Origin of the sequence: Aeromonas sp. FDAARGOS 1418 (genome assembly GCF_019048585.1) — a bacterium.
In the GTDB taxonomy this organism is placed as follows: domain Bacteria; phylum Pseudomonadota; class Gammaproteobacteria; order Enterobacterales; family Aeromonadaceae; genus Aeromonas; species Aeromonas caviae.
In genome coordinates this window covers 599,597-612,358 of record NZ_CP077387.1, presented here as the reverse complement: position 1 = coordinate 612,358, position 12,762 = coordinate 599,597, and the positions used below count along the sequence as shown (strand labels likewise).

14 protein-coding genes and 1 tRNA gene are annotated in these 12,762 nt (G+C 61.7%); 10 read left to right on the top strand and 5 right to left on the bottom strand.

Going from position 1 to position 12,762, the window contains the following annotated elements:
- Window positions 1-48 precede the first annotated feature (48 nt).
- The 5 genes from potA (at window position 49) to I6L48_RS02925 (ending at window position 3,936) form a co-directional block, all read left to right on the top strand.
- On the top strand, window positions 49-1,203 hold the full coding sequence (gene potA / locus I6L48_RS02945) for a polyamine ABC transporter ATP-binding protein (RefSeq protein WP_010676056.1): 1,155 nt from the start codon (window positions 49-51) through the stop codon (window positions 1,201-1,203).
- Window positions 1,200-2,105 carry an ABC transporter permease subunit gene (locus I6L48_RS02940; RefSeq protein ID WP_113069203.1) on the top strand — a complete coding sequence of 302 codons (906 nt, stop codon included), beginning with the start codon at window positions 1,200-1,202 and terminating at the stop codon, window positions 2,103-2,105. The genes potA and I6L48_RS02940 overlap by 4 nt, the downstream gene beginning before the upstream one ends.
- A complete protein-coding gene (locus tag I6L48_RS02935; protein ID WP_010676054.1) occupies window positions 2,102-2,944 on the top strand; it encodes an ABC transporter permease subunit in 843 nt (280 codons plus the stop codon). Before I6L48_RS02940 ends, I6L48_RS02935 begins: the two co-directional genes overlap by 4 nt.
- A gap of 48 nt (window positions 2,945-2,992) precedes the next feature.
- Window positions 2,993-3,718, top strand: a complete 726-nt coding sequence (locus I6L48_RS02930; RefSeq protein ID WP_113069201.1) for an MOSC domain-containing protein — start codon at window positions 2,993-2,995, stop codon at window positions 3,716-3,718.
- 141 nt (window positions 3,719-3,859) lie between these two features.
- Window positions 3,860-3,936 (top strand) — tRNA-Pro (locus I6L48_RS02925).
- 235 nt (window positions 3,937-4,171) lie between these two features.
- Here the strand turns inward: I6L48_RS02925 and I6L48_RS02920 are convergent.
- Together I6L48_RS02920 and I6L48_RS02915 are read right to left on the bottom strand one after the other, a co-directional pair.
- Entirely contained in the window at window positions 4,172-4,699 is a 528-nt protein-coding gene (locus tag I6L48_RS02920; RefSeq protein ID WP_113069199.1) for a hypothetical protein, read from the bottom strand.
- 123 nt (window positions 4,700-4,822) lie between these two features.
- Window positions 4,823-5,287, bottom strand: coding sequence for a thioesterase family protein (locus I6L48_RS02915; protein ID WP_029306122.1), 465 nt, complete (start codon window positions 5,285-5,287; stop codon window positions 4,823-4,825).
- A 133-nt stretch (window positions 5,288-5,420) separates the two neighbouring features.
- Between I6L48_RS02915 and recQ the strand changes: the two genes are divergently transcribed.
- Window positions 5,421-7,256 carry an ATP-dependent DNA helicase RecQ gene (recQ, locus tag I6L48_RS02910; RefSeq protein WP_095591632.1) on the top strand — a complete coding sequence of 612 codons (1,836 nt, stop codon included), beginning with the start codon at window positions 5,421-5,423 and terminating at the stop codon, window positions 7,254-7,256.
- Window positions 7,257-7,292: 36 nt separating this feature from the next.
- Window positions 7,293-7,403, top strand: coding sequence for an HRDC domain-containing protein (locus tag I6L48_RS02905; protein WP_080631854.1), 111 nt, complete (start codon window positions 7,293-7,295; stop codon window positions 7,401-7,403).
- An 87-nt stretch (window positions 7,404-7,490) separates the two neighbouring features.
- Here I6L48_RS02905 and I6L48_RS02900 read toward each other — a convergent pair whose 3' ends face one another.
- The gene (locus tag I6L48_RS02900) at window positions 7,491-7,790 is read right to left on the bottom strand and encodes a c-type cytochrome (RefSeq protein ID WP_113069197.1); all 300 of its coding nucleotides are present in this window, start codon (window positions 7,788-7,790) and stop codon (window positions 7,491-7,493) included.
- A gap of 103 nt (window positions 7,791-7,893) precedes the next feature.
- On the opposite strand from I6L48_RS02900, the gene I6L48_RS02895 reads away from it, so the two are divergent.
- The 3 genes from I6L48_RS02895 (at window position 7,894) to I6L48_RS02885 (ending at window position 10,426) form a co-directional block, all read left to right on the top strand.
- The gene (locus tag I6L48_RS02895; RefSeq protein WP_113069195.1) at window positions 7,894-9,321 is read left to right on the top strand and encodes a YdiU family protein; all 1,428 of its coding nucleotides are present in this window, start codon (window positions 7,894-7,896) and stop codon (window positions 9,319-9,321) included.
- Window positions 9,322-9,331: 10 nt separating this feature from the next.
- Window positions 9,332-9,619 (top strand): DUF3630 family protein, encoded by a 288-nt coding sequence (locus I6L48_RS02890; protein ID WP_162726125.1) that lies wholly within the window; start codon window positions 9,332-9,334, stop codon window positions 9,617-9,619.
- Between the two features lie 132 nt (window positions 9,620-9,751).
- On the top strand, window positions 9,752-10,426 hold the full coding sequence (locus I6L48_RS02885; RefSeq protein WP_113069191.1) for a 7-cyano-7-deazaguanine/7-aminomethyl-7-deazaguanine transporter: 675 nt from the start codon (window positions 9,752-9,754) through the stop codon (window positions 10,424-10,426).
- A gap of 270 nt (window positions 10,427-10,696) precedes the next feature.
- On the opposite strand, the gene rraA is transcribed toward I6L48_RS02885, so the two are convergent.
- Window positions 10,697-11,182 carry a ribonuclease E activity regulator RraA gene (gene rraA, locus I6L48_RS02880; RefSeq protein WP_005306574.1) on the bottom strand — a complete coding sequence of 162 codons (486 nt, stop codon included), beginning with the start codon at window positions 11,180-11,182 and terminating at the stop codon, window positions 10,697-10,699.
- 154 nt (window positions 11,183-11,336) lie between these two features.
- Window positions 11,337-12,761: a magnesium transporter gene (gene mgtE / locus I6L48_RS02875; RefSeq protein ID WP_113069189.1), complete on the bottom strand. Its 1,425-nt coding sequence runs from the start codon at window positions 12,759-12,761 to the stop codon at window positions 11,337-11,339.
- Window position 12,762: the final 1 nt, after the last annotated feature.

Below are 12,762 nucleotides of genomic sequence, written 5' to 3'. Positions count from 1 at the left end.
TGTATTGATGGATCGGCCCAGGCCGGAATCACCTTTGGGAGTTTGGTAATGGCGATAGCCTCCAGTGCCTACAAGAAAGCCCTCGAGGGCAGCCAGCAGCGTAAAGAAGTGCTGGTCAAAATAGACAGGGTAAGCAAGCAGTTCGACGAAACGCTGGCGGTCGACAACGTGTCTCTCAACATCCACAAGGGCGAGATCTTCGCCCTGCTGGGTGGGTCCGGCTCCGGCAAGTCCACCTTGCTGCGGATGCTGGCCGGGTTCGAGCGACCCACGGAAGGACGGCTGTTCCTCGACGGCGTCGACATTACCGACATGCCGCCCTATGAACGCCCCATCAACATGATGTTCCAGTCCTACGCCCTGTTCCCCCACATGACGGTGGCCCAGAACATCGCCTTCGGCCTCAAGCAGGATGGCCTGCCCAAGGCGGAGATCGATGCCCGGGTGGAAGAGATGCTCAAGCTGGTGCAGATGACCCAGTACGCCCGCCGCAAACCGCACCAGCTCTCCGGTGGTCAGCGTCAGCGGGTGGCCCTGGCCCGTTCCCTGGCCAAGCGTCCCAAGCTGCTGCTGCTGGACGAGCCCATGGGGGCGCTGGACAAGAAGCTGCGCTCCACCATGCAGCTCGAGCTGGTCGAGATTATCGAGCGGGTCGGCGTGACCTGCGTCATGGTGACCCACGATCAGGAAGAAGCCATGACCATGGCCGAGCGGATCGCCATCATGCACCTCGGTTGCATCGAGCAGATCGGCAGCCCGATGGACATCTACGAAACCCCGGCCAGCCGGCTGGTGTGCGAGTTCATCGGCAACGTCAACCTGTTTGACGGTCTGCTGGTGGAGGATGAGCAGGACCACGCCATCATCGCCTGTGCGGATCTGGAGCAGCCCATCTATGTGGGTCACGGCATCAGCTCTCGGGCGGAGAACAAGAAGGTCACCTATGCCCTGCGTCCGGAAAAACTGCTAATGAGCCTGCAAAAGCCGGAAGAGATCGAGCATCCGGACTTCAACTGGACCAAGGGCGAGGTTTATGACATCGCCTATCTGGGCGGCCATTCCGTGTATCACATCCAGTTGCCCTCGGGCAAAATCGTTCAGGCTTTCATCGCCAATGCCGAACGCCACGGCAAACGGCCGACCTGGGATGACCAGGTGTTCCTCTACTGGGAAGATGACAGCGGCGTGGTGCTGCAATCATGAAGGCATTGAGACGACTCAAACAGGTGGGAGGGCGGCAGCTGGTCATCGGCATCCCCTTCTTCTGGCTGTTCCTCTTCTTCCTGCTGCCCTTCATCATCGTCGTGAAGATCAGCTTCGCCGAAGCGGACGTGGCCATCCCGCCCTACACGGACGTGGTGAGCTGGGCAGACAATCAGCTCACCATACTGCTCAACCTGGGCAACTACCTGCTGCTGCAGGAGGATGAGCTCTACATCGCGGCTTATCTGGGGTCCCTCAAGATAGCCCTGGTCAGCACCCTGCTCTGCCTGTCGATCGGTTATCCCATGGCTTACGCCATTTCGCGGGCCAACAAGGAGACCCAGACCGTTCTGCTGCTGCTCATCATGATGCCGACCTGGACGGCGATCCTGATCCGGGTCTACGCCTGGATGGGGATCCTCAGCAACAACGGCCTGCTCAACAGCGTCCTGCTGGGCATCGGGGTGATCGACGAACCGCTGCAGATCCTCAATACCAACCTGGCGGTCTATATCGGCATCGTTTACTCCTACCTGCCGTTCATGGTGCTGCCGCTCTACGCCAACCTGGTCAAGCACGACCAGAGCCTGCTGGAGGCGGCCTCCGATCTGGGTGCCCGCAACCTGACCCGGTTCTGGCAGATCACGGTGCCACTCTCCAAGAACGGCATCATCGCCGGTTGCATGCTGGTCTTCATCCCGGTGGTGGGCGAGTTCGTCATCCCCGAGATGCTGGGTGGTCCGGAGACCCTGATGATCGGCAAGGTGTTGTGGCAGGAGTTCTTCAACAACCGTGACTGGCCGGTGGCCTCCGCCCTGGCGGTGGTGATGCTGGCGGTGCTGATCATTCCCATCATCCTGTTCAACCGCAACCAGGCCAAAGAGCTGGAGGGCAAGGCATGAGACGTTTCGGTTTTGCCAAGCTGATGCTGTGGCTGGGGCTGCTGTTCATCTACCTGCCCATGATCATCATGGTCATCTACTCCTTCAACGCCTCCAAGCTGGTGACGGTGTGGGGAGGCTGGTCGCTCAAGTGGTACTTCGGCCTGCTCGACAACAAACAGTTGATCGGGTCCGTGTTCCGCTCCCTGGAGATCGCCTTCTACACTGCCATCGCGGCGGTGGCGCTGGGGACGGTGGCGGCCTTCGTGCTGACCCGGATCCCTCACTTCCGTGGCCGGACCCTGTTCGGCGGCATGGTGACGGCGCCGCTGGTGATGCCCGAGGTGATCACCGGTCTCTCCCTGCTGCTGCTGTTCGTGGCCATGGCCCAGCTGGTGGGTTGGCCCGCGGAGCGGGGCATGCTGACCATCTGGATAGCACATACCACCTTCTGTACCGCCTATGTGGCGATCGTGGTGTCGGCGCGGCTGCGGGAGCTGGATCTCTCCATTGAGGAGGCGGCCATGGACCTGGGTGCCAAGCCGTGGAAGGTGTTCTTCCTGATCACCATCCCGATGATCGCCCCGTCGCTGGCGGCGGGTGGCATGATGTCGTTTGCCCTGTCGCTGGATGACCTGGTGCTGGCGAGCTTCGTCTCCGGCCCGGGTTCGACCACCCTGCCGATGGAAGTGTTCTCGGCGGTGCGCCTCGGCGTGAAGCCCGAGATCAACGCCATCGCGAGTCTGATCCTGCTGTCGGTATCCCTGTTCACCTTCGGTAGCTGGTATCTGATGGCCCGGGCGGAGAAACGCCGTCGCGCCGAGATCGCCATGACCACCCAGATGCAGGCAGTTGCCTGACCTGCCCCGTGATAAGATCCGCATTCCCCCATCCGTCAGGAGAATGGAATGCGGATCTCCCTCTTCATCGGCCAGAGCGCCGAACTGAACTCAGAGCAGGCCCCCGGCCTCATCAGTGCCATCCACAAGCAGCCTGCCGACGCCCCTCTGTGGTGCGATTTCCTCGGCCTTCGCGGGGATGAGCAGAGCGACAGACGCCATCATGGCGGCCCGGATCGAGCCCTGCACCATTACCCTGCGGAGCACTACGCCTGGTGGAAAACCTGGCAAACCGCGCTGGGACTGCCTGTACCACGCACACCCTGGCAGCCTGCCGCCTTTGGCGAGAATCTCTCTGGTTCGGGGCTGACGGAGGCGCAGGCCTGCATCGGCGATGTCTATCGACTTAGGGAGGCGCTGATCCAGATAAGCCAGCCCAGATCCCCCTGTTTCAAGCTCAACCAGCGCTTTGGCTATGGCCAGCTCTCCCAGGTGATGCAGCTGAGTGGCCGCTGTGGCTGGCTGCTGCGGGTGCTGGAAGAGGGAAGGGTGGATCCGCAGGGGGAGCTGACACTGGTGGACAGACCCTACCCTGAGCTGACGGTGAAGCGCACCGCCGACATCCTGTTCAACCAGGTCCGCAACGAGGAAGACCTGCAACTGCTGCTGGAGAACCCGGCGCTCTCTCCCAACTGGCGCCAGCATGCGGCTCATTGGCTGGAACATGGAGTGGTGGCGGATTGGAGCCGGCGTTTGCTGGGGCCGACCGAGTTCAGGTTGCCTCGACAGGGCTGAAGGCAGGCGGAAAGATACCTTGTGGGCGATTTTTTCTGCGACTCGCTGAATTATTGAGCGTAAAGCCATTTTTTTAGAGTGAATGCAAAAAAAGGCTTGTGTCGGGTCGGGGCTTTCGGTAAATTCTCGCCCCGCAGACATCGGTGTGTAGCGCAGCTTGGTAGCGCACTTCGTTCGGGACGAAGGGGTCGGAGGTTCGAATCCTCTCACACCGACCACATTTGAAAAGGCCGCTCAATGAGCGGCCTTTTCGCATTTGGTCTGTTGAAGCAAAGCTGACATTTCCATTGTCGATTGCTTCTCCTGCTCCGATTTCCCTCATTTGCCCAACTAAAAGGGCCACCGCTCGGTGGCCCCACTGGTGGAGTCTGATCCTGACTCCGGCACTCTAGATTGTGACAATCTCGTTATGGGTCTTGTCGATGGTGCCCTCCTTGCGCCCCAGGCGCTCATTCAGATATGCCAGTGTTGATGCCGCAATGCCTTGAAACCGTGTTGGGTTTGCAGGGCCGCATGCTTGGGGTACTCACTAATGAAATGTGCTATTCCCTCCATCAGTTGTGAACGCAGCGAAGACACGGGCTCATGCCAGGCTTGCAGGCAGAGATGACCAGGGATCAGCTGCTCTCGATACGCTTCCAGCAGCGATTCCGGCCAGGGCTCGATATGGGAATCGTGACGCAGTAAATAGTGGGCGGCGGGTTCACGGGCATAGATGAACTGAACTTGGGCCAGGTCGCGTTGGCTTAGCGTTTGGCTGCCGATATGGCAAGTCAGATATTTTCCCGTCTTCAGATTCAGGAAGTGACCGCGTTGCCGACAGGTAATGATGCGATACCAAGGCAGGGGTGAACAGAGAGAATACCCCTCCAGCTCCTGTTCCAACCAGTGACGGCACTCTGGGGTCTGCACTTCTTCGCGCATGGCCTCAAGTCGTGTCAGCAAGGCTCTGGATGGTTGGGTAGCCAGTATCGCGCTCATCGTCTGCAATCCTCCCTCTGCACAGAATCCCGACTTTCAGTATGGACCCTGAGCGGAAGAGGGGGTGAGAATTCTAATGATTAAAATCAGCTTAGAAGCGCACTTTTTATGCAATAAAAACCATTAGCCGACGAGGTAGGTCCCCGTGCCGAAGGCGATGTGAGTGCCCTCTTCGTTGTGCAGCTCCATGCGGGCGACTGCGACCTTGCTGCCTGCCCGGATGATGTGGGCGGTGGCGATGAACTCGTTGCCGCGACCGGGACGAAGATAGTCCACCCGCAGATCGATGGTGCCAAGCCGCGAGAAGCGCTCCTTGAGATAGCTGGGGGAGAAGTCCTCCAGCTCGTCGATACAGGAGGCTGCGACTATCATGCCGCCGGCCACATCGAGCAGGCTGGCGGTGACGCCGCCGTGCAGGATGTTGTGGAAGGGGTTGCCGATCAGCTTCTCCTCCATCTTGATGCGAAGCTCCACCTTGTCGAAGTCGTAGTGGGTCACCTGCATGCCGATCAGCTTGTTGAAGGGCATCCTCTCGGCGAACAGGTTGGCAATGCCACTGAGCGCCATCTTCTTGAGCATCTGTTTCATTCCTTGAGTCCAATCCCTGTCGGCATAGCCGAGTAAAAACTCCAGCCAGTCTGCAACACTTCCTTAACAGTCGCAATGGCAGGTTTATTGTGGGCGGCGGCTGCTTTAGAATGGCGACCCCAAAGGAGAGCCCATGACCGTCATTGCCGAAACCCTGCCTGACCCTCAGCCAGAGAACCCCCTTGCCCTGTTGCAGGCGGTGTTTGGCTATCAGCAGTTTCGGCCGGGTCAGCTCGAGATCATCGAGCAGATCGTGGCGGGGCGCGATGCGCTGGTGCTCAAACCCACCGGCGGCGGCAAGTCGCTCTGCTACCAGATCCCGGCGCTGCTGCGACCCGGGCTCGGGGTGGTGGTCTCTCCCCTCATTTCGTTGATGAAGGATCAGGTGGACAGCCTGCGTGCCAACGGGGTGGCGGCGGTCTACATCAACTCGGCCCTGAGCCGGGAGGAGATGATCCAGAACTTTGCCGCCATGCGGCGCGGCGAGATAAAAATCGTCTACGTCTCCCCCGAACGCCTGCTGCAACACGAATTCATGGACCGGCTGGCGGAGCTGCCCCTCGGCCTGTTTGCCATCGACGAGGCGCACTGCGTCTCCCAGTGGGGGCACGATTTTCGGCCGGAGTATGCGGCGCTGGGCCGGCTCAAGCAGTGGTTCCCCCAGGTGCCCGTGGTGGCACTGACCGCCACCGCCGACGAGGCGACCCGCAGCGACATGCTGCACCGGCTGGAATTGAACGATCCCTTTATCCACACTGCCAGCTTCGACCGACCCAATATCCGCTACAGCCTGGTGGAGAAGTTCAAGGCGGCGGAGCAGCTGCTGCGCTACGTGCAGAGCCAGAAGGGCAACTGCGGCATCGTCTACTGCTCCAGCCGCAACCGGGTGGAGGAGGTGGCCGAGCGGCTCTCCCGTCACGGCTGCAAGGCGGCCCCCTATCACGCCGGTCTGCCCCTCGAGCTGCGCCAGCAGACCCAGGAGGCCTTCCTCAAGGATGATATCGAGATAGTGGTGGCGACGGTGGCGTTCGGCATGGGCATCGACAAGCCCAACGTGCGCTTCGTGGTGCACTACGACATCCCGAAGAACATCGAGTCCTACTATCAGGAGACCGGCCGTGCCGGCCGCGACGGCACCCCCGCCGAGGCGCTGTTGCTCTACGATCCCGCCGACATCGGGCGGGTGCGCCGGCTGCTCGACAACATCGAAAACCCCCAGCAGTTGCAGGTGGAGCAGTACAAGCTCAACGTGATGGCGGCCTTCGCCGAGGCGCAGACCTGTCGCCGTCAGGTGCTGCTCAACTACTTCGGCGAATACAACGACAAGCCGTGCGGCAACTGCGACATCTGCCTCGATCCGCCCCAGAGCTATGACGGCACCGAAGACGCCCAGAAGGCACTCTCCTGCGTCTGGCGGGTGGGGCAGAATTTCGGGGTGGGCTATGTGGTGGAGGTGCTGCGAGGTTCGCTCAATCAGCGCATCAAGGATCACGGCCACGATAAGCTCTCGACTTACGGCATCGGCAAGGATCAGAGCCACGAGTACTGGATGAGCGTCATCCGCCAGCTGATCCACAAAGGCCTGCTGACCCAGAACATCACCCGCAACCTGGTGTTGCAGCTGACCGAGGCGGCCCGCCCCGTGCTGCGCGGCGAGGTGAAGCTGGAATTGGCGGTACCCCGCCTGCAGCCCATCTCCAGTCGCAAGGAGAAGCGCAACGGCCTGCTCGACAACGCCAACTACGACAAGCGGCTGTTCAAGGAGCTACGGGCACTGCGCAAGCAGATCGCCGAGGATGAAGAGGTGCCACCCTACGTGGTGTTCAACGACGCCACTCTGGTGGAGATGGCGCAGCTCATGCCGATGACGGAAGACGAGATGCTGGCGATCAACGGTGTCGGTCACCGCAAGCTGGAGCGCTTCGGCGAAGCCTTTATGGACCTGATCATCGACTACTGCCGTCGGTAGGATCGACCCTGGTGGAGATGGGGTCAGCGGCGATTCATGCCGATGACGGAAGACGAGATGCTGGCGATCAACGGTGTCGGTCACCGCAAGCTGGAGCGTTTCGGGGAAGCCTTTATGGACTTGATCATCGACTACTGCCGCCGGTAGGGGAGATTCGCGAAGCGTCATCGGCCGCGGCACTCAGGCCCGTGCGGCACATCAGGGGAGTGGCGCCCGTTGGTCGGACGCCATGAATTATTTCAAGCTGGCGTAATAGGCTGCCAGGTTCTCCATGTCCGCATCGGTGAGCGGCGCCATGAAGGGCACCATCAAAGGTTCCTTGCGGCTGCCATCCTTGAAAGCCTTCAGCTGTTTCACCAGATAGGCGGTGTTTTGTCCCGCCAGATGGGGATAGTTGGGGACAAGGGCCCTGCCTTCGGCCCCATGACAGGCGGCGCATACGGCGGCCTTGGCCTTGCCAGCCTCGACATCGGCCGCCTGGGCCGGCCCCCACAACAACAGCAACGGGGGCAGGGCGCCCAACCATCTTTGCATCTTCTTCTCCTTGAAATGAAATAGCGCATCGCCCGTTAGCCACTGCTGGCCGACGGCGGTATAAAGAGTGACACGAGCATACGCAGGGACGAACCGCACCACCATGAAGCTGATCAACACTTTTGCCACCGAACTGCCCTGGGCCTGTGAGCCCGTCGCCCCCCAACCACTGCATGCCCCCAGCCTGCTGCACCTCAACCGTGCGCTGCTCGGCGAGCTGGGGCTGGGGGCGGTGAGCGAGGCCGACTGGCTGGCCTGCTGTGGTTATGGCCAGCCTTTGCCCGGCATGCAGCCGGTGGCTCAGGTCTATGCGGGCCATCAGTTCGGCGGCTACAGCCCGCGTCTCGGTGATGGCCGTGCCCTGTTGCTGGGGGAGCTGCTGGCGCCGGATGACAGCCGCTGGGACCTGCACCTGAAAGGGGCGGGCAAGACCCCCTTCTCCCGCTTCGGCGATGGCCGTGCCGTGCTGCGTTCCAGCATTCGCGAGTATCTCGCCTCCGAGGCGCTGCATGCCCTCGGCATCCCCACCACCCGGGCACTGGTGCTGGTGGGCAGTCAGGAGCCGGTTTACCGCGAACAGGTGGAGACAGGCGCGACCGTGCTGCGCACTGCCCCGAGTCATCTGCGCTTCGGCCATGTCGAGTATTTCGCCTGGAGTGGGCAGGGGGAGAAGATCCCGGCCCTTATCGACTATGCGCTGCGTCATCATTTCCAGGAGCTTGCGAACGGGGCCGAGCTGTTTGCCGAGGTGGTGCGCCGCACCGCGCGGCTCATCGCCAAGTGGCAGGCGGCAGGTTTCTGCCACGGGGTGATGAACACCGACAACATGTCGCTGCTCGGGCTGACCCTGGATTACGGCCCCTACGGCTTCATCGATGCCTATGTGCCGGACTTTGTCTGCAATCACTCGGATCCGGGCGGTCGTTATGCGCTGGATCAGCAGCCGGCAGTCGGCTACTGGAACCTGCAGAAGTTGGCCCAGGCGCTGGCCGGCTACGTCGACGGCGACGCGCTGGCTGCGGCCCTGGCTCAGTACGAGCACCAGCTGATGCTGCACTACTCCGAGCTGATGCGCGCCAAGCTGGGGCTGGCGGTGTGGGAAGACGACGATCCGGCGCTGTTTCGCGAGCTGTTCAGGCTGCTGGCGGCACACGGGGTGGATTACCACCTGTTCCTGCGTCGGCTGGGGGCGCTGACCGCTCAGGGCGACTGGCCCGCCAGCCTGCTGGCTCTGCTGCCGGAGCCTGCCGCCTGGCAAGGGTGGCTTGAGGCCTATCGGGCGCGCCTCGCCCGAGAGGGGAGCGAGGATGCTGTACGCAAGGGGCAGATGGATGCGGTCAATCCCAAGTATGTGCTGCGCAACGCGCTGGCCCAGCGGGTGATCGAGGCTGCCGAGCGAGGAGACATGGCGCCGTTCGAGCGGTTGTTTGCGGCCCTGCAGCATCCCTATGATGAACAACCCGAGTACGAGGATCTCGCCACTCCGTCCCCCGCATGGTATTGCGGTGGCGAGCTCTCTTGCAGCAGTTGAGGAGCAGCCGATGAACTGGCGTATCACGCAGATAAACAGGGAGGCCGGGGTGGTGACGCTGGAGCACCCCGCGCTCGACTGGGACAGTTTTCCAACCCTGGCCGATGCCCTGTTGCAGGGGTGGGAGCTGGTGGCGCTCGAGCGTGAGTGTGGCGCCGATCGTCACAGCTGGCTGCTGGAATTCGAGGGGAGCCGCTTTCGGCTCGAGTACGAACACTACAGCGGCTGCTGGCTGGCGGCGGAGCAGCTTGCCGATGCCGAGGTGTTGCTCTGGCTGGCCCGCCAGCATCAGGGCTGAGCAGGCGCCGCAGCCTCAACCCACCGTATAAAGATTGAACTATCAATTTGGGGGCGTATAATCTCGCCCCTCAATTATCGCCAATGGTGGCGGTATGGGTTCCCTAACCCCATTAACCAAAAAGGTCACAATATGAATCTGACCCCTGCTCAGCACCAGACGGCGCTGGTGCGCCTCTCGTTGTTCCACATCCTGATCATTGCCAGCAGCAACTACCTAGTGCAGCTGCCGATCACCATTTTCGGCTTCCATACCACCTGGGGCGCCTTCAGCTTCCCGTTCATCTTTCTGGCCACCGATCTGACGGTGCGGATCTTCGGTGCCGGTCTGGCGCGCAAGATCATCCAGACCGTGATGTTGCCGGCGCTGGCCATCTCCTATGCGCTGTCGGTACTGTTCTTTGAGGGCAGCTTCCAGGGCGTTGGCAATCTGGCCGAGTTCAACCTGTTCGTGGCACGTATCGCCCTGGCCAGCTTTATGGCCTATCTGGTGGGCCAGTTCATGGATGTGGTGGTATTCAACCGGCTGCGGCTGCTGAAAGCCTGGTGGGTGGCACCGGCGGCCTCCACCCTGTTCGGCAATCTGGTGGATACCATCACCTTCTTCACCATCGCCTTCTGGCGCAGCACGGATCCCTTCATGTCCGAGCACTGGGTCGAGATCGCAACCGTGGACTACGTGTTCAAGCTGCTGATAAGCCTGGGATTGTTTGTGCCGCTCTACGGCGTGCTGCTGCGTTATCTCAGCCGCAAGCTGGTGGGCGAGGCCGGTTTGAGCGGCCTGCAAACGGCCACACGGCAAGCCTGACGACATTGACCACCCCTCGGGGTGGTCAATTTTTTTGCATTTATGGCAAATAAGGGTTGCTTAGTTAAATGAGAATGATTATTGTTACCTTGTTTTCCGGGAAAGACTTCATTCGTTCCAACGTGATGGACTTCTTGTGAAGGCACGACATTGCTCACATTGCTTCCAGTTAAGGGGCCAGTTTTTACTGGCCCTCTTTTTTTGTCCGCGTCCGGCAGCACGCGGGCATAAAAAATGGGAGCCTTGGCTCCCATTTTCACTCTGCTCTGCTTACTCGATGTCGAGCGCATCGGGGGAGAGGATCACCCCTGTGGTATCGGCGTAGAGATGGTCGTCCGGCAGGAAGGTGACACCGCCGAAGTTGACCGGCAGATCGGTCTCGCCTACGTCCTTGCTGTCGGCACCCACCGGAATGGCCGCCAGCGCCTGAATGCCGATATCCAGATCTTCCAGAATGTCGACCTCGCGCACGCAGCCGTAACAGACGATCCCTTCCCACTCGTTCTCCGCCGCCGTGGTGGCGATCTCGCTGTCGATCAGGGCACGGCGCATGGAGCCGCCGCCATCGATCAGCAGTACCCGACCAACGCCGTTCTCTTTGACGAGTTCACGGATCAGGCCATTCGATTCGAAGCATTTGACTGTGGTGATGACGCCGCCGAAGGAGGCGCGGCCGCCGAAGGAGCAGAGCATGGGTTCGAGCACATCCACCATGTCCTGATAGATGTCGCACAGTTCTGAAGTGTTGTATTCCATTGTGTCAGATCCACCGCTGGAAACAGGTGGATCCAGTATAAGGAGTGGGGTTGGCATTTCAACGACTATTCCTTGCCCAGTGGCGGGAAATGCCGTTTTTGCGCGAAAGCGGCCCCGCGTCATGGCAGGCGCCGCAGACGGTCAGCCTCGGGCCCTAGAGCAGGAACAGGGTCGCCAGCCCCAGGAAGATGAAGAAGCCGCCGGTGTCGGTGATGGCGGTGATCATCACGCTGGCCCCCACCGCCGGGTCGCGCCCCAGCCGGCTCATGGTCATGGGGATGATGACCCCCATCAGGGCCGCCACCAGCAGGTTGAGGATCATGGCGAGCGTCATCACGCCCCCCAGCGCCGCATCCTGATAGAGCAGGAAGGTGGCGATGCCCATGATGCCGCCCCACACCAGGCCGTTGATCAGGGCCACCCCCAGCTCGCGCCACAGCAGGAAGGAGACGTTGCCTGTCTGGATGTGCTGCAGCGCCAGCGCCCGCACTATCATGGTGATGGTCTGGTTGCCGGTGTTGCCGCCGATCCCGGCGACGATGGGCATCAGGGCCGCCAGCGCCACCAGCTGGGAGATGGTGTGCTCGAACAGGCCGATCACCCGCGACGCCACGAAGGCGGTGCAGAGGTTGATGGCGAGCCAGGCCCAGCGGGTCTTGACCGCCTTGGAGACGGGGGCGAACACGTCTTCTTCCTCGCTGATCCCCCCCATCCGGCGCAGATCGGTGTCGCTCTCTTCATAGACCAGATCCACCACCTCGGCGACGGTGAGCCGGCCCATCAGCTTGCCCCTGGCATCCACCACGGCGGCGGAGACCAGGTCGTCCCGCTCGAAGGTGCGGGCGGCGGCTTCGTCGTTGTCTTCCGGATCGAAGGTGACCGGATCCTTCTCCATCGCGTCGCTCACCAGGGTTTCGGGCTTGTGCAGCAGCACGGCGGTGAGGGGCAGCTCCCCCTGCAGCCGGTTGCGCCGATCGGTGACAAACAGCTTGTCGGTGTTGGCGGGGATCTTGCCGCGCAGGCGCAGATAGCGCTGGACGGTGGCCAGGGTCACGTCGGGCCGCACCGTGATGAGCTCGAAGTCCATCATGGCGCCGACCGTGTGCTTGCCGTAGCGGATCACCTCCCGCACCTTGTCCCTGTCCACCGGCGCCATGGAGGTGAGCAGCCGCCCCATCAGGTTGCGGGGCAGGTGCTGGCCCAGGTAGATCTGGTCGTCGATGTCGAGGGTGCTCAGGGCGTGCAGCAGCTCCTTGTCGCTCATGCCGCTGATGAGGCTGTCCCACACCGTCTCCGACGCTTCCACCAGGATCTGGCCGTGCTTGTCTGCATCCACCTGCTGCCACAGCACGTGGCGCTCGTCCGGCGGCAGGGACTCCAGCGCATCGGCGATATCGGCGGCGGGCAGGCTGTTGACCAGCCGGGTCAGCTCGCTGGTCTGGTCCCGAAGCGCTGCGTCCTGCTCCCCTTGCGGGTCGAGCAGGCTCTCGGTGAGGGCGTCATCGGCCAGCAGCAGCGTGAGGATGCGGGCTCTGTCGTGTTCACGCTGTTTGGCGCTGTTCTTGGGGGGGAGGGACATG